The following is a 22389-nucleotide window of genomic DNA, read 5'->3' as shown; positions in this document are numbered from 1 at the left end:
TCCGGTTTGTCTGTGCGGCTGTGCGACGTCCGTGATCCGTGCCGGTGACCTTGGCCGGTTTGTGACGTTGACCCCTGGCGTAGCGGCGTGCCGGAGCGGCCGGGCGCCCAGTGATCGACAGGGATGATTCGGTATGCGGAGGAAACGTCTGGCGGTGGTCGCGATCGCGGCGTCTGCGTTGCTGCTCACCGGCGGCATCGCGGCCACGAGCGCCGGCGCCGAGGAGACGCCGGACGCGCCGGTCTGGCCGGGGTTCGCGATGCCGAACTTCTTCGCCTGGCCGGGGTTCGGCGGCGGCTCCGGCGTGGACGACGATGACGACAGCTGGTCGGACGACGACGCGGCGTCCGGCGACGCCGCCGATCGCGACGACCAGGCGGCCGACGACAGCGGCGACGACGACATTTCCCATACGGATGAAAGGCCGGCAGCGGGAGTGCGCGCCGCACCCAGGCCCGCACGCCCGAAGCCCGCTGCCGTCCTGCAGAAGCCGGCGCCGGTCCGCAGGCCCGCCCACGTCGAGGCGCCGCGCGCGACCGGCGGCAGCCTGATCACCGCGGCGAAGGAGGACGTCACCGCGGCCGACATCTCGGACAGCCCGAACGCGCCGATGCAGCAGCAGATCCTCGCCCTGATCAACCAGAACCGCGAGCGCGGCGGCTGCGGCGACCTCTCGCTCGACCGGCGGCTCATCGACGCGGCCAACGAGCACGCGGCCGACATGGCCCGGCGCCGCTACTTCGCGCACCAGTCGCCCAACGGTGACGGCGCCGGCGACCGGGTGCGCGGGAACGGCTACCGATGGAAGCGATACGGCGAGAACATCGCGCGCGGCGTCGACAGCCCCTACGAGGTGGTCGACGGCTGGATGCACAGCCCCGCGCACCGGGAGAACATCCTCGATTGCAGCCTGCACCAGATGGGCATCGGCCTGGCCATCGCGCGCGATGACACTGCGTACTGGGTTCAGGACTTCGCCACTCCCGCGACCTGATTTATAACGAAAGTCTGTCTTAACTCGGCAGGGCGCGAACCGATTCTCATCCCGGATTCGCGCCACGGTCGTTCCCCGAGCGCCGCGGCAAGCGTGGTTGTGCTTCGATGTGCGAACACATGTCCTGGGGAGGACCAAGTTGCGAGTGAGACGGGTTTCCGCCCGCCTTGCCGGGGCCGCTTTGGCGACCCTGGTCGGCGGCGGTCTCGGCGCCATGGCGCTGACGCCTTCGGGCGCCGGCGCCGCGGTGCGCACCGCCCCGGCAGCCAAGGTCGTGAGCACCACGGTGGTCACGAAGGCGGCGGCCGCGGGTTGTGCGACCGGTAAGTACCAGAAGCAGGTCGAGGGCTACCTCAAGAAGATCGGCGGCTACGGCGCCGTCAAGGTCGACGGCAAGCAGTCCGCCGCCGACTGCGCGGCGATCAAGAAGTTCCAGGCCCGGTTCGGCATCAAGCCGGCACAGGGCCTGGCCGGTCCGACGACGTACGACGTGGCCAAGCGGCTCGCTTCGACGAGCACGGCGGCCTGCAAGGCCAAGAAGACCGGCCTCACCTTCTGCGTCGACCTCACCCACCAGACCACGTGGGTGATGAAGAACGGCAAGGTGTACCTCAAGCCGACGGTCACCCGCACCGGCATGAAGGGCTATCGCACGCCGGCCGGCACCTTCAAGATCAACAAGCGGACCAAGAAGGAGTGGTCGAACCCGTACCACGTCTGGCTGCCGTACTGGCAGCGGTTCATCGGCGGGCGCGGTTTCCACCAGACCACCACCTACATCCACGACAAGTGGCGCGGTTCGCACGGCTGCGTCAACCTGCTGCCGCAGGACGCCAAGGCGTACTACGGCCTCGGGAAGATCGGTTCCACGGTGAAGGTCATCGGGCGTCGCCCGGGCACCTGATCCTGGCTTTCCGCTGTCGGCGCCCGGGCCTGTTTCAGGCCCGGGCGTTGCTCTGCGCGTGCGTCGTCAGCACCTCGTGGCTGGGAAAATGGCGCTCGCTGCCGTCGCCGGCGACCAGGCGCAACCCGTCGCGGCCGAGCGTGTAGTTCACGTCCCGGAACCGGCTGACGGTGTCGTCGTGGTGCACCACGGTCAGCTCGTCGGCTCGCTGCATCTGCTACTCACGTCCTTCACGGTTCACTTGCCGGTAGGGGTACGTGGGGGCCGCGGGGACGGTTCACTCAGCGTGTGCCAGGTGGTCAAGGGCCGTTTCGGGATTTGTCTGTTTTGTCCGGCCAGGTGTCAGGCGAACGACCCGATACATCGAGGCATAGAGTGGCGTGCGTGCCTCGCGAAGCTCCGCGCACCACCGTCCGGCCCGCCCGCGCCCGGCTCCGGCCGGGCGTTCTCGCGCTCGGGATCGTTCTGCTGGTCTCGCTCACCGCGGCCTCGTGCAACGGCGACGACAAGGCCATCACCGTCGGCGCGGCCGCACGGGGCACGGTCGACGAGATCGTCGAGGCGCCGGGGTCGGTGACCGCCCGGGCCGCCGCCACGCTGAACGCGCCCGCGGCCGGCACGCTGACCTCCCTGCGGGTCTCTTCCGGCGACAAGGTCACCAAGGGTGACGTCGTGGCCGTGATCGACTCGCCGGAACTGGAGGCACGCCGGTCATCGGCCGAGAAGGCACTGGACCAGGCATCCTCGGGCGGCCGACCGTCGTTGAGCCTCAGCGGATACACCTCCGTCCGGAAAAATACGGACAAGAAGGCGGCAAACGCCTTCGACGACGCCCGCGCCGCCGCGGGCAAGCTCACCGACCCCGCCGTACGCGCCGTGCTGCTCAAGCAGGTCGACGCGGCCGAGAAGCAGTACGAGGCAGCGTCGACAGCGGCCGCGGCGGCCCTGCGCTCGGTCCAGCGCGGGGTGGCGTCGCTGGGCGAAGCGGTCGAGTCGCTCTCCACGGCCCAACGGCTGCAGGCGCAGCAGGCGTACGACCTCGCGGACGCTGCTGTCGATGCGCTCACCTTGCGGGCGCCGATCGCCGGAACCGTGCAGCTGGGCGGGCCCGCCGCAGGCGCAAGCACGTCCTCGCTCAGCGACCTGCTCTCCTCCGGGAGCGCCCCCACCGCCGCCGCCGGATCGTCTCTCCCCGGCGTCGACGAGGCCACGCCGCCGGGCGCCTACGTCGCGGCCGGCGCCCCGATCGTCACCATCGTCGACGTGAGCCGACTCGGCCTGGTCGCCGAGGTCGACGAGACCGACGTGCTGCTGGTGCAGCCCGGCGTCGCCGCGACCGTCGAGCTGGACGCGGCGACCGGCGTCACCTACGACGCGACCGTGCGGGCCGTCGACCTGCTGCCCACCACCTCGGCGCGCGGCGGCGTGTCCTACCGGGTGCGGCTCGATCTCGCCGGCGGCTCCCCCACGCCGCGCCCCGGCATGAGCGCGGTGGTCCGGCTGCAGGTCCGGCAGGCTTCCGACGCGGTGACGGTGCCGGCGTCCGCGATCGTCAACGCCGACGGCCAGGACACGGTCTGGGCGGTACGCGGCGGCCGGTACGAACGCGTGCCGGTCGAGCTCGGCGTGCAGGGCGAGGACGTGGTCCAGGTGACCTCGGGCCTCCAGCCCGGGCAGCAGATCGTCGTCGGCGGCGCCGACCAGGTGCGCGCCGGCGAGAAAGCCTCATGACCGACGCCATCGTCGCCCTCGACGTGACCCGCACCTACGAGCTCGACGGCGTCTCGGTGCAGGCGCTGCGCGGCGTGTCCATGACGGTGCCGGCCGACGACTACGTGGCGATCGTCGGCACCTCGGGGTCGGGCAAGTCGACGCTCATGCACCTGCTGGGCGCGCTCGACCGCCCGACCAGCGGAAAGCTGCTCATCGGCGGCCGGGACGTGTCCACGCTGAGCCCGGCCGAGATGGCGCACCTGCGCAACACCACGATCGGGTTCGTGTTCCAGTCGTTCCACCTGCTGACGCGCACCACTGCCCGGGACAACGTGGCGCTGCCGCTGGTCTATCGCGGGGTGGGCCGCCGGGAGCGGCGCGCACGGGCCACGGCCATGCTGTCGCGGGTGGGGCTGGGGCACCGCCTCGACCACCGTCCCAACCAGATGTCCGGCGGCGAGCAGCAGCGGGTCGCCATCGCCCGCGCGCTCGTCACCGATCCCACGGTCCTGCTCGCCGACGAGCCCACCGGCAACCTCGACACCACCACCGGCGCGTCGGTGCTGTCCCTGCTGGAGTCCCTGAACGCCGATGGGGTCGCCGTGGTCGTGGTGACCCACGACCGTGACGTGGCGGCCCGGGCCCGGCGCCAGATCACCATGAGGGACGGGCTGATCGTCGCGTGAGGATCGCCGAAGCCTGGCGGGTCGCCATCGATGCCCTGCGCGCCAACCGGCTGCGCAGCATCCTCACCATGCTCGGGGTGGTCATCGGCGTGGGTGCGGTGGTCGCGCTGGTCTCCATCGGCACCGGCACCAAGCGCCAGATCGAGCAGCAGGTCGAGGGCCTGGGCTCCAACCTGCTCATCGTCGTCCCCGGCCGCCTCGACCCCGGCGCCGCCCCCACCACCTCCACGCTGACCATGGACGACGTGGACGCCGTCACCCGCGTGGTCGGCGACCGCTCCCGCGTCGCCGTCACCATCAGCTCCGGCGAGACCATCCGCTCCGGCTCGCGCTCGGCCTACGCCAGCATGCAGGGCGTCCTCGAGACCACCCCCACCGTCTTCGTCCGCCACCTCGACCGCGGCCAGTACCTGACCAGGACCGACGTCACCACCGGCCGCCGGGTGGCCGTCCTGGGCGCCGGCATCGCCACGCAGCTGTTCGGCGACCGCGACCCGATCGGCCGCCAGGTCACCATCGGCGGCGTCCGCTTCCGCGTCATCGGCACCTTCGAGAGACTGGGCCAGAGTCTCGGCGTCGACCGCGACAGCGAGGTGCACGTCCCGGTCACCGCGGCCCAGCGCCTGCTCGGCACCGACCGCATCGACGGCCTGGCCATCCGGGCGCCCGACCGCGACACGATCGACGCGCTGGGCGCCTCGGTGGTGGCGGCGCTGGTGAAACGCCACCCCGACACCGACTTCAGCGCCGTGACCCAGGAGCAGATCCTGGGCGTCCTGGGCGACATCCTCGGCGTGCTGACCGGGGTGCTGGCCGCGATCGCCGGCATCAGCCTCCTGGTGGGCGGCGTCGGCGTCTCCAACATCATGCTGGTGTCGGTCCGCGAGCGAACGAAGGAGATCGGCCTGCGCAAGGCGGTGGGCGCCCGCCCCCGCGACATCGGGATCCAGTTCCTGCTGGAAGCGGTGCTGCTGACGACGATCGGCGGAGTTCTGGGCATGGCCCTGGGCGTCACGGCGGCCCTGCTGGTCGACCGCCTGACGCCGGTGCCGGCCGCGATCACGTGGTGGTCGATGGCGTTGGCCTTCGGCGTCTCCGCCGCCGTCGGCATCATCTTCGGCGTGGTTCCGGCCCAGCGCGCGGGCCGCCTCGATCCGGTCGTCGCCTTGCGCACGGAATAAATCCGATATCGTACGGCCCGGCGGGGCCGGACAACCGCAGCGCGCGAACCCCGCCTGCGGCGGCTGCCACAGACGGGGCGCGGTAGCGCTATTTATCCTCGGACGACGATGTCGCGTGAAGTGGCCGCGGCCGCGGTGCCGTTGCACAGGTAGGCCTGCCCGGTGGCGATCAACGCCGTGGAGCATCCTTCGTTGTCGGTGACGACGAGGGTCGCCCGGAAGGTCCCGGCCCGCGCGTAGACGTGGGTGACCCGCGCGTCGGCGGTGGTCCGGGTGGTCCCGTCCCCGAAGTTCCAGCGGTACTGGGCCACCCGCCCGTCCGGGTCGCTCGAGGCCGCCGCGTCGAACTTCACCGACCGCCCGCCGGCATCGGCCGCGAACCCGGCGACCGGCCCCTGGTTGGGCAGAACCGCCACCGAGTTGTAGGCGGGCCCCACGCCCTTGGTGTCGAAGGGCGAGCCGGAAAGGCGCGCCAGCGTGCCGCCGGCGCCGATCCGGAACGCGCTGAGCTCACCGGTGGCGTCGCCGCCCGACGAGTACACGAACCGCCCGCTCGGCGACACGACGATCCCCACCGGGAAGCTGCCGGCCGCGAACGGCGACCCCGGCACCTGCGTCAGCGCCCCGTCGCCACCGACGGCGAAGCCGGTGACCGCCCCCAGCTCGTCCGGATCCGTGCCCGGGCTCGCGGTGTAGACGAACCGGCCGTCGGGCGACGTCGTGATCCCCTCGGGGAAGTGCGCCGGGGTGTACGGCGATCCCGGCAGCGGCGTCAGCCCGCCGCCGGCGCCGATCGCGTAGCCGTAGATCTCACTCGTGTCCTGGCAGACCAGGTAGAGGCGATGCCCGTCCGGCGTGCTCGACAGCGCCCCGCAGAACCGGCCCACCCGGATCGGCGTCCCGATCGAGGTCAGGCTGCCGTCCCGATTGACGGCGAAGACCGTGAGCGCCCCGACGGAGTCGGGCCGTCCCTCCCCCGGGTCGCCGTGGCCGACGTACAGGAAACGCCCGTCCGGCGTCAGCGCCAGCCCGCGCGGATTCGCCACGCTGGTGGCCGTGGTGCGCAGCCGCTTGAGACTTCCGTCGGACGCGATGGTGAAGCCGGCGACCGTGTCGCTGAAGACATGCGCGACGAACAACGAGCGCCCATCCGGCGTGACCGCGATGCCCAGCGGCGTGTCTCCCCCGGTGGGAACGACTCCCGCCTCGGTCAGCCGCCCGTGCGCCCCGACCCGGTAGACCGAGATCGTGCCGACCACATCGGTGTTGGCGGCGTACGCCATGCGCCCGTCCGGGGTGAAGGCCATCTGCCGGACGCCGTCCTTGGCCTCGGCCAGATCGCGGGACAGCACCGGCTGCCCGGTGGGCACGTCGGTGGCGAAGGTGGAGATGTTCGCGGTGTCCGAGTTCGTGACGTAGAGCGGGCGCTCCCCCGCCGGAGAGTCCGCGACGGCGGGCCCGGCGCCCGCCCCCACGCCGGCCGCCAGGCAACACACCCCCGCCACGACCCCGATTCTGCTCGGCTTGATCATGTGGTCCCCATTCCGTCGGCCGTTTGCCGGACGCAACGCTAGGGACGGGCGCTGGAGTGACCCTGAAACGGCTCTGAAGCGGGCGGCGGGTCAGGTTCGGCGGAACGGGGTTTCGAGGATGGCGGGGACCAGGGCCTTCAGGGCTTCGTGGTAGGCCGCCAGCAGGCGCTCGGGGTTGCGCAGCTCGGAGACGGTCAGGCCGGGCCGACGACGGCGACGAGCAGGCGCTCGGAGAGGGGCAGGTCCACTGTGTCATTGACGCAGACGGCGGGCTCGCAGGAAAGGGTGGGCGATCAGTGGTTGCCGCTGTCGAAGGCGGTCCAGACGCCCCGGGGAGCGACGCCGTCCGTGCGCATCGCCGCGATCCGGGGCTGGATGTGATGCCAGACCGAGCTGGCGACCTCGGCGATCACGGCGGCGTGGTAGTGCGAGCCGCGGAAGTCGGTGGTGGGGAACTTTCGTTCCAGCCAGTCGTTCAGGATGCCCACGCGCAGCGGCGCCACCGGGTGCGCCGTGGCGGGCTCGTCGTCCGCCGGGGGCGCGATGAACTCGTGGAGCTCCTTGGTGCGGCCGCTGTCCGCGACCTCGAAGGCCGCCTCGATCAGCATGGCCGAGAACAGGAAGAAGTACGCACCCATGTGGCGGACCGGGCGCACCAGGCGCGCGGCCGAAACCGCGTCCACCAGGGCGAAGGCCAGCACGTCCGCCTCCATCTCGGCATCCCACGACGGCGAGCCCGGACCGGCGTGGACCGAGTGGGCGGTCTCCTCGTCCGGGGTCAGGTGGCCGAGCAGGATGTGCGCGTACTCGTGCGCGCAGATGAACAGCACCGCACCCTCGCGCAGGTGCTCGGCCAGCCGGAAGATCCCCTCGTCGTACGGCGTCGGCAGCGGCGGCAGGCCGGTGTGCAGGAACATCTCGAATGTCTTGAGGAACTCCCGCGACACCGATTCGTCGCCGTAGTTGATCGACGGAGTGAGGGGCCGCGACTCCCCGGTCTCCATGAAGCGCATGGCCTCGCGTTTCATGGAGACCGGGTTGATCGCCTGCGCGAAGTTGTTGCTGGCGTAGTAGACGAAGTCGAAGAACGCCGGATCGAACAGAATCAAGAAGTGCTCGCCCCCGGGCACGGCCACCGTCCGCGCGTTGACCTGGCCGGTGGGCAGCGTGCTGACGGTGACCCGGCCGGCGAGATCGGCCAGCGCCCGGCCGAAACTGAGCGCGGGGTACATCGCGGGCAGGATCTCGATCTGCCGCTGGATCCGGGTAAGGATCGAGTGGTGGAACGGGTCCACGTACGGCGTCGGTGCGTTCACGTACTCGGCGAGCACGGCCTCGACGTCGCGGTGCGCGCTTACTTGCTCCTGGCCCCGCCTCAGCAGGGCCAGCACCGACCGGGCCCGGGCGTCGTCACCCACCTTCGCGGCGATCTCGCGCTCGTACTCGCCGCCGGCGCGAAGCACCTCCTGGTTGCGGGCGAACAACTTCCGTATGTCGTCGGCGCGGTAGACCGGCGGAGTGGTGCCCAGCTTCGCTCGGTAGGCGGCGTTCTGCAGTCTCGCCAGCCAGGGTCCGGGGGCAGTCATCGCGGGGCCGGCGGGTCGGGGCAGAGAGTCTTCACGCCGGCGCGAAGAACGATGACGGCCAGCGCGCCGAAGGCGACGGCGCTGAGCGGCATGACCGCCTGCGGCCCGATCGCCAGCGGGATCATGGCGCCCACCACGCCCTTGGCGACGTCGCCAAGATCGTCGCTCACGGCCTTCAGCTGCGGGCAGAGGCGATCCCGGACGCTGGGCCGGGAGATCAGCTCTTCGGCGTTGCGCTTGGCCTCGGCGACCTCGTCGGGAGTCACTACCACCTCACGGTCGCGCCCGGGGAAGGTGATCGCTTCCCGGGCGCCGCCGAGGGCGTCGGCGAGCTCGATCCGGTACGCCGACTGAACGACGTCCTTCGTGAACTGATCCACGTCCAGATCCGCCACCGTGTGCCCCCTCCATCGAACTTGCTCGAGAATCCATGTGCGAACGTAGGCGAATCCGGGTGATACGCCCGTCGACGCTACGAGAGTGGGCGCACGGCGGCTATCAGGTCACCGACAAGGCTCACCAAGGTGGGAACTCGGGGCCGGGCCGCGGACATAACAGGGTATGGAGCCGGCGATGGACGAGAGTCTGAGAGATGTCGACCTTCTTGCGCTCGCGGTCGAGGGGCGTGGGGACGCGTTCGGGCAACTCTTCCGCCGGCACGGGACCGTGGTCTACAACCACTGCTTTCGCCGGCTGGGGTCGTGGAGCGCGGCGGAGGACGCCACGTCGCTGGTGTTCCTCGAGATCTGGCGGCGGCGGGAGCGAGCGGTTCACTTCGAGGGGTCACTGGTGCCGTGGCTCCTCGGAGTGGCCAACAATGTGGTTCGCAATCTGAACCGGGCGCGGCGCCGGTACGACGCCGCGCTGTTCAAGCTCCCGTCGCCGCCCACCGTCCCCGACCCCGCCGACGACGTCGCGCAGCGGCTGGACGACGAGAGCCGGATGCGCGAGGTCCTGCGGGAACTGGCCCGGCTCAACCGTGGCGAGCAGGACGTCGTGGCGATGGTGCTCATGTCGGGGTTGTCGTACGCGGAGGCCGCGACCGCCCTGGGCATCCCGATCGGCACGGTCCGGTCCCGGCTGGCCCGCGCCCGCAAGCGCCTCGAGAACGCGTTCCCCTCGCCGCCGGTGCGGCTCTCCCACGCGACGAAGGAGTGACCCGATGATAGATCTGGCCAAGCTCCCCCCGGAGCGGAAGATTCCGGCCGCGCACGCGCAGATGCGGCGGGAGACCCTCGAGGTCCACGTGGTCGAGTCCCTCGCGCCGCGGGGCCGGCGGGTGACGTACCGGCTGGTCGTCGTGGCGGCGGGCGCTTCCGTGCTGCTGTTCGGCGGGGCGGCGGCGGCCTACGTGGCGTTCAAGCCGGCCGCCGTGCCGGTGGTCGACCAGACCCGCTGCTACAGCAAGGCGTCGCTGAAGGGCGGCGACGACGACTTCTACGGCACGACCGTGGGGCAGGCGGTGCCGGCGGTGGGACAGCGCAAGGCGGAGGCGGCAGTCGACATCTGCGCAGCCCTGTGGCGGCAGGGGCTGCTGACGTTGAACTCGAAGGAAGTGGGCATGCCGGCCGACAAGCGCGACGACTACCCGGTGCCGGCGCTGGTCGCCTGCACGCTGGACAACGGGATCGCCGCGGTGCTGCCGGGCGACGAGCAGACCTGCGCCCGGCTGGGACTGCCCCGGCTCCAGGAATGAACGAAGCCGGCGCCGTTGGCTAACGCCATTCGATGAAGGTGGCGTGGTCGTTCATCGCCCCGCCCGACCAGTCGGCCGCGACCTGGGCGCCCGAACCGTACGTGCCGTGCCCGTCGTCCCAGTACGTGGCGTCGCACAGTCCGTACTCGCGGCCGGAGCCCGCCTTGTCGTTCCAGGCCGTCGGGAACTGGAAATAGAAGTCGACGTCGCTGTTGGTGTCGCAGCCGCTGCCGCCGAGGTGGGTGTAGCTGGAGCCGCTGTAGCCGGTGTTCCAGTACGAGACGCCCAGCACCGACGAGGCCAGGGCCGCCGTCGAGAGCTGGCTCGCGGTCAGTGAGCCGGCGCCGGCCGGCAACTTGACCGCGCCCTTGGTGGCGAAGGAGATGGCTTCCGGGAAGGTGGCGAAGCAGGTCGGCACGCCGGGCGCGGCGGTGGGGGTGCCGGCCTCGGCGACGCAGTGCAGCGCCGGTGGCGCGGCCTGAGCCGGGCCGGACGCGGTGAAGATCGCGGCGAGCAGGAGCGCGGATGAGAGCGCGCAGGTCTTGCGCAGCAATGACATGAGTTTCCCCCGAATCGCGGAACGTTTCATGGCACATTCGCACGGATCGATCCGCGCTCACTGTGTCTCATGTACGCCCGGTAGTCAACTGGTGACGCAAATGTCAGGTGGTTTCCGCCTGGGCCGCCGGGAAAAGCGAGAAAACCTAGCCTTAGCCGGATGTAAGGCACGAACTCTGGCTAATCTGGGCCAGTGCGGCAATGCGGACAAACGCCGGAAGTCGAGGCCGTCATCACGGCGCTCGTCTTCCGTGCCGGGCCGCTGCTGTGCGCGTTGCCGCTGGAGGAGGTCATCGAGACCATGCGGCCGATGGAGACCTTGCCGCTGGCCGGTTCCCCCTCGTTCGTGCTGGGCATCAGCGTGCTGCGCGGAGTCCCCACGCCGGTGATCGACGTGTCCCGCCTGCTCGGCGGCGGGCCGTGCGGCGACCCGCAGCGCTTCGTCACCGTAGGCACCGAGCGGGGCGCCGTCGCCATGGCCACCGGCGCGGTGCTCGGCATCCGGACCATCGACGCTGCCCAGACGGGTGGCCACCCGGCGCTGTTCGGCGGCGCGTCGAGCAGCCTCGTGGCCGGGGTGGGCACGGTCGGGGCGGAGCCGTTGCTGCTGCTGCAGAGCATGCGCGCGGTGCCCGACCAGGTCTGGGAAGCGGCGGCGGCGGCCGCGGGCGTGCCGTGACCGCCGGCGACGCGGAGATCACCCGGTTCCGGGAGCTGCTCGGCCGCAAGCTCGGCTGGATGTTCACCGACCGGGACGCGGGACAGCTGGCGCCGCTGCTCGACGAGCGGGCCCGGGCCAGCCGGATGAGCCGCGCCGACTACCTGAACCGGCTGGCCGCGCGGCCCTGGGGCGACGAGCTCACCGAGCTCGTCGAGCGGCTGAGCATCACCGAGACGTATTTCTTCCGGCACAACGAGCAGTTCCAGGCGCTGCGCGAAGAGGCGCTGCCGAACCGCATCACGGCCCGCTCGGCCCAGCGCACGCTGCGGCTGCTGTCGGTGGCCTGCTCCTCGGGCGAGGAGGCGTACAGCCTGGCGATCACCGTCCGCGGGGCGCTGCCGGGCGAGGACTGGCTCGTGAGCGTCATCGGCGTGGACGCCAATCCGGTCATGCTGGGCCTCGCCGCGGCCAACCGCTATTCCGGGTGGTCGCTGCGAGAGACCCCGGACAACGTACGCACCCGCTGGTTCCACCAAGACGGGGCCGGCTACCGCGTGGACGAGAAGGCCGCGCGGATCACCCAGTTCCGCCGCTACAACGTGGCCGACCCGGACGAGGAGCTGTGGCGCCCCGACCAGTACGACGTGATCTTCTGCCGCAACCTGCTCATGTATCTCACCCCCGGGGTCGCGTCCTCGCTGGTGGACCGGATGGCGTCGGCGCTCGTCCCCGGCGGCTACCTGTTCCTCGGCCACACCGACTCGCTCGGCCCCTGCCCGGCCGGGCTGGAGCTGCGTCACACGCACGAGGCGTTCTATTACCGCCGGCCTGTCGGTGTCATGACCGGCGCGCCCCCGGCGCAGCGGCCCGCCACCGCCTGGGCCGAGCCGGCGCCCCCGCCGGACGAGGTCTACAACAAGGCGGTCGTGCTGCTCGGCGAGGAGCGGTTCGCCGACGCGCTCGCGCTGCTCAGCCAGCGCCCGCCCACGCCCGAACGACCGCGGGACCGGTTGCTGCGCGGCGTGCTGCTCGCCCTGTCCGGACGGCTCGAGGAGGCCACCGAGACGGCCCGGCGGCTCATCGACGACGACGGCCTCAACGCGGACGCGCACCAGCTGCGCGGGCTCTGCCTGGAGGTCGCCGGCACGGTCGAGGAGGCGATCGGGCAGTACCGCCTGGCGGCGTACCTCGATCCGGTCTTCGCTCTTCCGCGACTGCGGCTCGGGCAGCTGGCCCGGCGGCGGGGCGACGAACGGATCGCGGCCGGTGAGCTGGAGCGCGCGCTGACCCTGCTGGCAGGCGAGGACGATCTGCGCATCCTGCTGTTCGGCGGCGGGTTCGGGCGGATGGCGCTGACCGTGTTGTGCCGGGCCGAGCTGGACGCGTGCGGGGCCACCCGATGACCACGACGGCCGGCGACGCGGCGACCCGGATCGCGAGCCTGCGGCAGGAGTTCGACCGCTCGTTCGCCGAGCCGGTGCGCCGCCACGACGAGGAGCACGTCGAGCTGCTCGCGATCCGGGCCGGCGGCCGCCCGTACGCCCTGCGCCTCGCCCAGACCCAGGGTCTGTACCCGGACCGCCCGGTCACCCCGCTGCCCGGACCCCTGCCCGCGCTGATGGGCCTGGCCGGGTTCGCCGGCACCGTCGTCCCGGTCTACGACGTCGCCGCCCTGCTCGGGCACCCGGTCGCCGACCGCCCGCGCTGGCTCGTCCTCGCGCTCGGCACGCCGCCGCTCGGCCTCGCGTTCCACGAGCTGGACGGGCACGTGCGGGTGGCCGCGGCGGCGATCGTCGCGGAGGACGCGGCCGCGGGTCGGCGGGGCTGCCTGCGCGGCATGGTCGACCTGGACGGCTTCTCCCGCCCGCTCGTCGACGTGTCGGCGACCCGCGCCGTGGTGCACGCGCTGGCCGGGCACACCCCATCCACCGAGGAGGCGGCACCATGATGGCGGGACGTACCTTCGGCGCCAAACTCGCGGCCGGGGTCAGCCTGACCCTGACGCTCACCCTGCTGATGACGGCCACCTCGGTGCTGGCGCTGCGGTACGTGCTGGTCACCAAGGACGAGGTGGTCAAGACGGCGTCGTCCAGCTTGATCGAGTCGCAGACGCTGAACGCGCTGATGGAGCGCCGGATCGGCGACTATCGCGCCTACCTGCTCTCGGGCACCCCCGAGTGGCTGAACACGGTCAACCAGGACCGCACGACCTTCCTGCAGCAGGTCGTCCGGGTGCGGGACACGCTCGACGACTCCGGCGCGTTGAAGTTGCTGGACAACGTCTCGGCCGTGGAGGCCAAGCACGCCGGCGTGATCGAAGAGGTGATCGCCAAGCGCGAGGCGCTCACCTCGCTGAACGACGTCAGCCAGCTGAGGGTCGACGGGGCCAAGGAGGCACGGGAGGCGGTGCAGGCCGCGATCCTCGTCCTGGTCAACCGCATCAAGAAGATCGTCAACGACAAGCGCGCCGAGTCGTCGAGCCGGGCCACCTGGGCGATCATCCTCATCATCGGGCTCAGCTTCATCCTGACCGCTGCCTCGGCCGCGGTGGCCTGGCGGCTCAGCCGCGACCTGCGCCGCGAGGTGGGCGCCGCGGTCGGCCATATCCAGAGCTCGTCGGCGCAGCTCGAGGCGGCCGCGGCCCAGCAGGCGTCCGGCGGGCGCGACCAGTCGAGCGCGATGAACGAGATAACCACGACGATCAGCGAGCTGCTGATCACCTCGAGACAGATCGCGGACAGCGCCCAGCGGGTCTCGAAGGTCGCCGAGGACACCGCGGACGCGGCCCGGTCCGGCGACGCCACCATCGACCAGACCCGGGCCTCGATCACCGCGATCCGCACCCAGGTCGACCAGATCGTGCAGCACATGCTCGCGCTCGGCGAGAAGTCGCAGCAGATCGGGGTGGTCGTCGACCTGGTGTCGGAGCTCGCCGAGCAGACCAACATCCTGGCGATCAACGCGACCATCGAGGCGAGCGGGGCCGGTGAGTGGGGGCGGCGGTTCGCGGTGGTGGCCGAGGAGATCCGCAAGCTCGCCGACCGGACGGCCGGGTCGGCCAAGGAGATCAGGACCCTGATCGAGGACGTACGCGGAGCGGTGAACACCACCGTGATGGCGACCGAGATCGGCGCCAAGGCGGTGGACACGGGCTCGCGGCAGTTCGACGACGCGACCAGCTCCTTCCGGCGCATCGCGCAGCTGGTCGCCACGACCAGCGACGCGACCCGCGAGATCGAGCTGTCCACGAAACAGCAGAGCACGGCGGTGGAGCAGGTCAGCTCGGCCGCTTCCGACACAGCCCGGGCGAGCCGGGAGACCGAGGCGAGCGCCGTGCAGACCAAGCAGACCGCGGCCCACCTGAGCTCGCTCTCCGGCGACCTGCTCGACCTGGTCGGCACCGGGCGGCACTGAGATGGCCGAGGCCCCGGATCCGCTGCGCTATTTCCGGATCGAGGCGCGTGAGCTGGTCGACCAGATCAGCGCGGCCGTCCTCGACCTGGACCAGCAGCCCGGGCCGGACCTGGTGGCGCGGCTGCTGCGGTTCGCGCACACGCTCAAGGGCGCGGCGCGGGTGGTGAAGCAGATCGAGATCGCCGACCGGGCACATGAGTTCGAGGAGCTTCTGGTACCCCACCGCGACGACGCGATCCCGATCGCCGCGGACGAGGTGCGCGAGCTCCTGCGGCTCAACGACGAGATCACCCGGTTCGTCGCCGCGCTCGAGCAGCCGCCTGCTCAGGCTCACATCCCCGCGCAGGCCGAGGCGGCGGTCGAGCCGGCCGCGGAGGGGCCGGCCGAGCGGCACGAGGACGACGAGCCGGCCCCGCGGGCGGTCACCGCCGACCTGGACGAGCTGCTCGGCGCGATCGGCGAGGCCAACGCCCGCATCGCCCCGCTGCGCGAAGGCCGGGACACCCTGGCGCGACTGCATCACGGCGTCGAGGCGCTCGGCGAGCGGCTGCGCTCCGGCCGCGACCCCGCCGACGCCCGCGCCACCGCCCAGCGCCTCGCCTCCGAGCTGGGCGCGCTGGGCCGCCGCTGGACCGACGCGGTCGACCAGGTGGAACGCGAGCTCGACGAGGTGCGCGGCCGCGCCGAGGGCCTGCGCCTGGTCGCGGCCGGCACCATCTTCACCGCCTTGCACCGTGCGGTGCACGACGCCGCCGAGGCCGAGGGCAAGCGGGTGCGCTTCGCCGCGCACGGCGGCGAGACCCGGATGGGCCCCCACCTGCTCACTCAGGTCAACGGCGCGTTCCTGCACGTGGTCCGCAACGCGGTGGTGCATGGCATCGAGCCCGGGCCGCGGCGGCGGGCGGCCGGAAAACCGGCCGAGGGGACGGTCACCGTCGAGGTGGAGCGTCGCGGCCGGTGGGCGCATTTCCGATGTACGGATGACGGCGGCGGTTTCGACCTGACCGCGCTCCGCCGGGCCGCCGAGGCCCGCGGCCTGCTCGCGCCCGGCGCCGAGCCCGGGCCGCAGGAGCTGGTGGAGCTGGTGCTGCACGGCGGGATCAGCACGTCGGGCACGGTGACCGAGGTGGCCGGCCGGGGCATCGGCATGGACGTGGCCCGGGACGTGGCCGCCCAGCTGAACGGGACGGTGTCGGTCGTCAACCGGCCGGGCCGGGGCGCGACCGTCGAGATCGTGGTGCCGCTGACCCTGCTGAGCATGAACGGGCTCCTCGTCGAGGCCGGCGGCACGATCGCGACGATGCCGATGGACGCCGTACGACGCTGCGTGCGGCTGCCCCGCGACGAGGCGGCGACCGCCGTCGCCAGCGGCCGGATCGCACACGAGGGCCAGGTCGTGCCGTTCCTGCCGCTGACCCGCACGCTCACGTACGCCGGCGACTACCCGGTCTGCGCGAGCCAGGTGACCGGCGCGGTCGCCGTGGTGCTCTCCGCCGACGACCGGACCGTCGCGATCGGCGTGGACCGGCTGTCCGGCACCACCACGCTGGTCGCCCGGCCGCTGCCCGAGCTCGCCCCGGCCACGCCGGTGATCGGCAGCGTCTGCATCGACATGGACGGCAACCCGCGGCTCGTGCTGGACGCGCACGGCCTGGTCGCGGCGGCCGGCCGCGACCCGGACGGCGGCGGGCTGCCGCCGGAGGAGTTCGAGTCGCGGCTGCCGATCCTGGTGGTCGACGACTCGCTCACCACCCGGATGCTCGAGCGCAGCATCCTCGAGTCGGCCGGGTACGAGGTCGACCTGGCCGCCTCCGCCGAGGAGGGCCTCGAGATGGCGCACGCCCGCGACTACGGGCTGTTCCTGACCGACATCGACATGCCCGGGCTGAACGGCTTCGAGTTCGTCGAGCGCACCCGGGCCGACCCCGCGCTCGCCGCGGTGCCCGCCATCCTGGTCAGCTCCCGGGCCTCCACCGAGGACCGGCGGCGCGGCGAGGAGGCCGGAGCGGCCGCGTACGTCGTGAAGGGAGAGTTCAACCAGGAGGAACTGCTCGCGCACATCCGGAGGCTGATCCTTTGATGATCCGCGTCCTGCTGGTCGAGGACTCCGCGACGATGCGCGGTCACCTGCGCGAGTCCCTGGCCGCCGACCCCGACCTGCACATCGTCGGTGAGGCGACCGACGGCGGTCAGGCGGTCGAGATGGTCGGCCGGTTGCGGCCGGACGTGGTGACCATGGACATGATGCTGCCGACCATGAGCGGGCTGGTCGCCACCGAGCACATCATGGCCGAGCACCCGACGCCGATCCTGGTGGTCTCCTCGGCCGACCGGCAGGAGCTGTTCAGCACCTACAACGCGCTGGCTGCGGGAGCGGTCGACGTCCTGGAGAAGCCCCGCGGGGACACGAGCGACGCCGACTGGGGGCGGCGGCTCTGCTCGGCCGTACGCCTGGTGTCCCGCATCCGGGTGATCACCCACCCGCGCGCCCGTCTCGACGGGCGGCTCGCCACGCCGGAGCCCCCCGCCGGCCCCCCGTCCGCCGACTCCCTGCGCCTCGTGACGGTCGGCGCCTCCACCGGCGGGCCGCGCGCGCTCAGCGAGCTGCTGCGCACGCTGCCGCTCGGCTTCCGCCCGCCGGTGCTGTGCGTGCAGCACATCGCGGCGAGCGAGCCGTTCGCGGTGGCGTTCTCCGACTGGCTGGGCGGGCAGACCGGGCGCGACGTCAGCTACGCCCGGGACTGGACGCCGATCGAGGCCGTCGCCGGCCGGGTCGTGCTCGCCCCGCCCGACCGTCACCTGCTCGTCCGCGACGGACTGCTGCGGCTGAGCGACATGCCGCCCCGGCACTCCTGCCGCCCCTCGGTGGACGTGCTGTTCGAGTCGGTGGCCGTCGAGCTCGGGCCGGCGGCGGCCGGCTGCCTGCTCACCGGCATGGGCCGGGACGGCGCCGAGGGCCTGCTGGCGATGCGCGCGCGCGGCGCGATGACGTTCGCGCAGGACGAGGCGAGCTGCGTCGTGTACGGCATGCCTCGCGAGGCCGCCATGCTGGGCGCGGCCGCGTCGGTGCTGTCCCCGGCCCGGATGGCAGCCCGGCTCGTCGAGCTGCAGCCCGTCGGAGGCCGCCGATGAGCCACCGGGTGCTGATCGTCGACGACAGCCTGACCGTGCGGATGGACCTGCACGACGCGTTCACGGCGAACGGCTACGCGACGCTGCTGTGCGCCAGCGGCGAGCAGGCGCGGGCCGCGTTCGCCGCCGACGGCTTCGACGCGGCGGTGCTGGACGTGCTGCTGCCCGACGCGGACGGGCTGGAACTGCTCACCGAGCTGCGCCGCACGCCGGGCCGGTCGGGCGTGGTCACCGTGCTGCTGTCCACCGAGGACGAGGTGGCGTCGCGGCTGGCCGGGCTGCGCACCGGCGCCGACGAATACGTGGGCAAGCCGTACGACGCCGCGTACGTGGTGGCCCGGGTACGGCAGCTCCTCGGCGAGGCGCCCACCGTGGCCGAGGACCGGATCACGGTGCTGGTGATCGACGACAGCATGACGTTCCGCGAGCAGATCCGCGACCTGCTCGAGCCGGAGGGCTACGCGGTGGTGACCGCGCCCTCGGGCGAGGAGGGGCTGCGGATCGCCGCCGACCGCCGCCCGCAGGCGATCATCGTGGACGGGGTGATGCCCGGCATCGACGGCGCCACGGTGATCCGGCGGGTGCGCCTCGACCCGGCGCTGCGTGACATCCCGTGCATCCTGATGACCGCCGCCGACGACTACGCCACCGAGCTGCAGATGCTCGACGCGGGCGCCGACGCGTTCGTCCGCAAGCAGCAGAACCTGGCGATCGTGCCGGCCAAGCTCAACGCGGTGCTGCGGCAGAGCGCCGACCAGCTGCCGATCGAGATGACCGGCAGCCTGCACGGGCCCAGCAAGGTGCTCGCGCTGACCCCGGACCGCGACGGGCTGACCGAGCTCGCCGACTCGCTGCGCGCCGAGGGCTACGACGTGGTGGCGGCGCCGCGCATCGAGGATGCCCTGGACCTGCTCGCCGCCCAGCCGGTCGACTGCATCGTGCTCGGGCTCGGCCTCGACGGCGATCTGGGCCGCGACGCCTGCCGCCGGATCAAGGACGTGCCGGTGATTGGCGAGACGCCGGTGGTGATGACCGGCGAGAACGACGACGACATGCTCGCCTGCCTCGCGGCGGGCGCCGACGACTACGTGCGCTCGGGTTCGGGCGCGGAGGCGTTGCGGGCGCACGTCCGTACGCAGATCAGGCGCAAGCAATCGCACGACGAGAGCCGGCGCATTCGCGAGGAGCTGATGCGCCGCGAGTTGGACGCGGCCGAGGAGCGCGCGGCGCGGCAGCTGGCCGAGACCCGGGCGGCGCTGGTCGAGGAGCTGGAGTGGCGCAACCGAGAGCTGGAGGCGTTCTCCGGCTCGGTCTCGCACGACCTGCGCGGGCCGCTGCAGGTGATCAGCAGCTTCGCCGAGCACATGCTCGACGACGAGGACGACCCGCTCAGCCCCGAGGCGCGCCGCCGGCTCGGCCGGATCCAGGCCGCGGCCGGGCGGATGGCCGACCTGGTGGAGTCGCTGCTGATCCTGGCCCGGGCCAGTCGCGGGCAGCTGCGCCGCGAGTCGTTCGACCTGACCGCGACGGCGTGGCAGGTGGTCGGCGAGGTCGAGGCGCGCGACCCCTCCCGCCGGGTGGCGTTCCACGTGCAGGACGGCATGACCGCGGACGCCGACGAAGGCCTGGTCCGGGTGATCCTGGAGAACCTGGTCAACAACGCGGTCAAGTTCACCGGCAAGGTCGCGACGCCGGCCGTCGAGATCGGGGCGTCGGGCGAGCGGTTCTTCGTACGCGACAACGGGGCCGGGTTCCCCGCCGGGAAGGCGGGCGAGCTGTTCCGCCCGTTCGCGCGGCTGCACAGCGCCGATGAGTTCCCGGGCACCGGGATCGGGCTGACCACCGTGCACCGGGCGGTCGAGCGGCACGGCGGGGAGATCTGGGCCGACGGTGAGAACGGCAGCGGGGCGACTTTCTGGTTCACGCTGCCGCCGGCGGCCGACGCCACGCCGCCCGCGGACAGGCGCGGGCAGGCGCGGCGGCGCGGCTGAATCTCAGGGGATGTAGGCGAGGCCGTCCGAGACCACTGTCGGGCGTCCGCTGGTGCCGGCCACCACGACCATGACGGTGTGCTTGCCCGGGGTCAGCGTGCGCGTCCAGAGGGCCTGCCGGTAGGCCGTGGCCGACTGCTTGGTGTCGATCGTGGCCAGCTTCCTGCCGTCCAGATAGATGTGGGCCTTTCCGGTCTTGGCGCCCCGCGAGAAGAGCAAGGCGACGGACCGCCCGCTGAAGGCGTACGAAAGCTTGGTGTTCGCCTTTGTCGCCGCCAGCGCCTTGCCGCTCAGATAGGCCGAGCCCGTGCGCGTGCTCCACGTCCCGGTGCGCTTGGCGGAGGTCTCGGCGGTCAGCACGGTCTTGCGCTGGACCGTGGCCGTGCGCGCGTTGCCCGAGTAATCCTTCGCGGTCACTGTAAAGGTGGTGGCCGCGCCGGGCCGCATGCCCGTGTTCCACGACGTCGAGGTCGGCGAGACGCCGGCTTTGGTGGGAGCGGTGAAAGCGAGCGACGAAACTTTCACGTTGTCGGCGGCGCGGTAGGCGACGATCACCGGCGCGTAGGTGGTGCTGTAGGCGCCGCCGCGCAACGCGACGGCGGGAGCGACCAAGGTGGGCGCGGTGGCATCGGCGACCACCTTGGTCGCGCTGGTCGTCGCCGTCGCGCCCGAGATGTGTACGGCGCGGATCGCGATCGTATGAGTCCCGGCCGTCAGCGTGATCGCGGCGCTGCGGGCGCTCGCCGGCGCGGTCTTGGCCACCTTGCCGTCGACGAGCACCTCGAACCGCGCCAGGTATTCCGAGGGCGTTCCGACCTGCCAGTTGGCGGTCACCGCCGTACGCGTGTAATAGACGCCGCTCACGGCGGAGCCGCCGCCGAAGGTCCTGGCCGTCAGGCCGGAGACCACGTTGAGCGCGAGCGCGCGGATCGACGGGAGGCGGGCGTAGAGGTTGTTGCCCGGGCATTCGGTGCTGACGCCGTCGCGGTGCCCCGAGACCCGCTGGAACGTGACGACCTGGCCCTGCTTGAACTTGCCGTCCGGCGCGCCCTCGGTGAGCTGCGCGGTCGTGTTCGGGTTGTGGCCGTAGGCGCCCAGCCGGGCCGCGGCGACCTGCGCGATCGTCAGCTCGGCGGCCGGCGGCGACGCCGCGGTGCTGTAGTTGCCGAGCACCGCGATGCCGGCCGAGTTGGTGTTGAAGCCGTAGGTGTGCGCGCCGATGACCGCGTTGGTGACCCCGCCCTTGCGGCCCTCGAAGAGCGTGCCGCACTTGTCGACCAGGAAGTTGTAGCCGATGTCGGACCAGCCGTTGCTCTTCACGTGGTAGCTCTGGATCGCCCGCACGATCTTCGGCGAGTCCGCGCACGAGTAATCGTTGGTCTCGGCGGTGTGGTGCACGAAGAGCACGCGCACCTCGGAGGCGACGCTGATCGGATCGGTGACGAGACGCTCGTCGGCCGACCATTGGGCGCGGCTGACGTAGTTCGGTAGCGGGGTGGCCAGCGCCGCGGTCGAGGTGGGCGTCGGCAGCGCCGTTGTGGGCTTCGTGGCCGACGCGGTCGTTGGCAGCGTCGTCGTGGTCGTGGCGGTCGTCGGCGCCGTCGTGGCGGCGGTCCCGGTCGCGGTGGCGTCGGTCGTCGGCGCCGTCGTCTCCGGGCTGGTGGCTTCCGGGCTGGTGGCTTCCGGGCTGGTGGCTTCCGGGCTGGGCGTCGGCGTCGCGGTCGGCTCGTCCGAAGGCGTCTCCGACACGCCCGGGTCGGGCTCGCCGCCGCCGCGGCCACCCTTCTCACCCGGGTCGACGAGGTCGAGGCGCAGCCCCCGGGGGAGCTTCCCGCCGGCGATCCGGGCCGCCACACCGTCCGAGGGGCCGACCCACATCGGCTCGGTGGCGCCGCGCCCGCCCTCGGAGCCGTCGGCGCCGCCCTCACCGGTCTCGAGGGTCTGCCAGGCGGTCCATTTTCCGGTGGCGACGCTGTGGGTGCGTACCTCGACGGCCCCGCGCGGCGCGGCCTTCGGGTCGGTCCAGCTGATCCCGAGGAGGCTGAACCGCTCGGTCGAGCGCTGCGGGACGTCGACCGACTCGGCCTTGTCGTCGGCGGGCGCGATGTCGAGCGTGTCGACCTGCGCCTCGATCTCGGGCGCCGGCGGGTTCGGGTCGGGCGCCAGCACGGTCACTCCCGATGCCGCCTCCGGCGTCGCCGACGGCCAGGCGATCACCACCGTCGCGCCGCCCGCGGCAAGCACCGCCACGCTCGCACCGATACCCACAGCCAAACGCCGATTCACGCCGGTCCCCCTCCGCAGCCGCGCGGAAGAATAGCGGCAAGTCGATCTTCGAGCC

19 protein-coding genes and 1 pseudogene are annotated in these 22389 nt (G+C 72.2%); 14 read left to right on the top strand and 6 right to left on the bottom strand.

Going from position 1 to position 22389, the window contains the following annotated elements:
* Nucleotides 1–133 precede the first annotated feature (133 nt).
* The gene (locus ACIA5D_RS16260) at nt 134–994 is read left to right on the top strand and encodes a CAP domain-containing protein (RefSeq protein WP_396030713.1); all 861 of its coding nucleotides are present in this window, start codon (nt 134–136) and stop codon (nt 992–994) included.
* 139 nt (nt 995–1133) lie between these two features.
* On the top strand, nt 1134–1898 hold the full coding sequence (locus tag ACIA5D_RS16255) for a L,D-transpeptidase family protein (protein ID WP_396030712.1): 765 nt from the start codon (nt 1134–1136) through the stop codon (nt 1896–1898).
* Nucleotides 1899–1932: 34 nt separating this feature from the next.
* Here the strand turns inward: ACIA5D_RS16255 and ACIA5D_RS16250 are convergent, their stop codons facing one another.
* On the bottom strand, nt 1933–2112 hold the full coding sequence (locus ACIA5D_RS16250; protein ID WP_396030711.1) for a hypothetical protein: 180 nt from the start codon (nt 2110–2112) through the stop codon (nt 1933–1935).
* A gap of 170 nt (nt 2113–2282) precedes the next feature.
* On the opposite strand from ACIA5D_RS16250, the gene ACIA5D_RS16245 reads away from it, so the two are divergent.
* From ACIA5D_RS16245 to ACIA5D_RS16235, 3 genes and pseudogenes are all read left to right on the top strand, one after another.
* Entirely contained in the window at nt 2283–3629 is a 1347-nt protein-coding gene (locus ACIA5D_RS16245; protein WP_396030710.1) for an efflux RND transporter periplasmic adaptor subunit, read from the top strand.
* Nucleotides 3626–4294 (top strand): annotated as a pseudogene (locus ACIA5D_RS16240) (ABC transporter ATP-binding protein); the annotation flags it as partial. The gene ACIA5D_RS16245 and the pseudogene ACIA5D_RS16240, both read left to right, overlap by 4 nt.
* Complete coding sequence (locus ACIA5D_RS16235) at nt 4294–5478, top strand: ABC transporter permease (RefSeq protein ID WP_396030709.1); 1185 nt, start codon at nt 4294–4296, stop codon at nt 5476–5478. The pseudogene ACIA5D_RS16240 and the gene ACIA5D_RS16235, both read left to right, overlap by 1 nt.
* Before the next feature lie 92 nt (nt 5479–5570).
* Here the strand turns inward: ACIA5D_RS16235 and ACIA5D_RS16230 are convergent, their stop codons facing one another.
* The 3 genes from ACIA5D_RS16230 to ACIA5D_RS16220 form a co-directional block, all read right to left on the bottom strand.
* Entirely contained in the window at nt 5571–7010 is a 1440-nt protein-coding gene (locus ACIA5D_RS16230; RefSeq protein ID WP_396030708.1) for a beta-propeller fold lactonase family protein, read from the bottom strand.
* 293 nt (nt 7011–7303) lie between these two features.
* Nucleotides 7304–8596, bottom strand: a complete 1293-nt coding sequence (locus ACIA5D_RS16225; protein WP_396030707.1) for an ImmA/IrrE family metallo-endopeptidase — start codon at nt 8594–8596, stop codon at nt 7304–7306.
* Nucleotides 8593–8976, bottom strand: a complete 384-nt coding sequence (locus ACIA5D_RS16220) for a hypothetical protein (protein WP_396030706.1) — start codon at nt 8974–8976, stop codon at nt 8593–8595. Before ACIA5D_RS16220 ends, ACIA5D_RS16225 begins: the two co-directional genes overlap by 4 nt.
* Before the next feature lie 193 nt (nt 8977–9169).
* On the opposite strand from ACIA5D_RS16220, the gene ACIA5D_RS16215 reads away from it, so the two are divergent.
* The gene (locus tag ACIA5D_RS16215) at nt 9170–9754 is read left to right on the top strand and encodes an RNA polymerase sigma factor (RefSeq protein ID WP_396030705.1); all 585 of its coding nucleotides are present in this window, start codon (nt 9170–9172) and stop codon (nt 9752–9754) included.
* Nucleotides 9755–9758: 4 nt separating this feature from the next.
* Complete coding sequence (locus ACIA5D_RS16210; RefSeq protein WP_396030704.1) at nt 9759–10292, top strand: hypothetical protein; 534 nt, start codon at nt 9759–9761, stop codon at nt 10290–10292.
* A gap of 19 nt (nt 10293–10311) precedes the next feature.
* Here ACIA5D_RS16210 and ACIA5D_RS16205 read toward each other — a convergent pair whose 3' ends face one another.
* The gene (locus tag ACIA5D_RS16205; RefSeq protein ID WP_396030703.1) at nt 10312–10851 is read right to left on the bottom strand and encodes a hypothetical protein; all 540 of its coding nucleotides are present in this window, start codon (nt 10849–10851) and stop codon (nt 10312–10314) included.
* A 192-nt stretch (nt 10852–11043) separates the two neighbouring features.
* On the opposite strand from ACIA5D_RS16205, the gene ACIA5D_RS16200 reads away from it, so the two are divergent.
* Genes ACIA5D_RS16200 through ACIA5D_RS16170 form a run of 7 tightly spaced genes read left to right on the top strand, consistent with a single transcriptional unit; the run spans nt 11044 to nt 20048 of the window.
* Nucleotides 11044–11529 carry a chemotaxis protein CheW gene (locus ACIA5D_RS16200; protein ID WP_396030702.1) on the top strand — a complete coding sequence of 162 codons (486 nt, stop codon included), beginning with the start codon at nt 11044–11046 and terminating at the stop codon, nt 11527–11529.
* On the top strand, nt 11526–12914 hold the full coding sequence (locus ACIA5D_RS16195) for a CheR family methyltransferase (protein ID WP_396030701.1): 1389 nt from the start codon (nt 11526–11528) through the stop codon (nt 12912–12914). Before ACIA5D_RS16200 ends, ACIA5D_RS16195 begins: the two co-directional genes overlap by 4 nt.
* The gene (locus ACIA5D_RS16190; RefSeq protein WP_396030700.1) at nt 12911–13459 is read left to right on the top strand and encodes a chemotaxis protein CheW; all 549 of its coding nucleotides are present in this window, start codon (nt 12911–12913) and stop codon (nt 13457–13459) included. Before ACIA5D_RS16195 ends, ACIA5D_RS16190 begins: the two co-directional genes overlap by 4 nt.
* Nucleotides 13456–14925 (top strand): methyl-accepting chemotaxis protein, encoded by a 1470-nt coding sequence (locus ACIA5D_RS16185; RefSeq protein WP_396030699.1) that lies wholly within the window; start codon nt 13456–13458, stop codon nt 14923–14925. Before ACIA5D_RS16190 ends, ACIA5D_RS16185 begins: the two co-directional genes overlap by 4 nt.
* A 1-nt stretch (nt 14926) precedes the next feature.
* Nucleotides 14927–17005, top strand: a complete 2079-nt coding sequence (locus ACIA5D_RS16180; protein WP_396030698.1) for a response regulator — start codon at nt 14927–14929, stop codon at nt 17003–17005.
* Nucleotides 17005–18057, top strand: a complete 1053-nt coding sequence (gene cheB, locus ACIA5D_RS16175; protein WP_396030697.1) for a chemotaxis-specific protein-glutamate methyltransferase CheB — start codon at nt 17005–17007, stop codon at nt 18055–18057. Before ACIA5D_RS16180 ends, cheB begins: the two co-directional genes overlap by 1 nt.
* Nucleotides 18054–20048, top strand: a complete 1995-nt coding sequence (locus ACIA5D_RS16170) for a response regulator (protein WP_396030696.1) — start codon at nt 18054–18056, stop codon at nt 20046–20048. The genes cheB and ACIA5D_RS16170 overlap by 4 nt, the downstream gene beginning before the upstream one ends.
* A 3-nt stretch (nt 20049–20051) precedes the next feature.
* Here the strand turns inward: ACIA5D_RS16170 and ACIA5D_RS16165 are convergent, their stop codons facing one another.
* Nucleotides 20052–22298: a peptidoglycan recognition protein gene (locus ACIA5D_RS16165; RefSeq protein ID WP_396030695.1), complete on the bottom strand. Its 2247-nt coding sequence runs from the start codon at nt 22296–22298 to the stop codon at nt 20052–20054.
* Between the last annotated feature and the right edge of the window lie 91 nt (nt 22299–22389).

The organism is Actinoplanes sp. NPDC051513, from assembly GCF_044454685.1.
Classification (GTDB): Bacteria; Actinomycetota; Actinomycetes; order Mycobacteriales; family Micromonosporaceae; genus Actinoplanes.
This window is presented reverse-complemented; position numbering and strand designations above follow the sequence as displayed.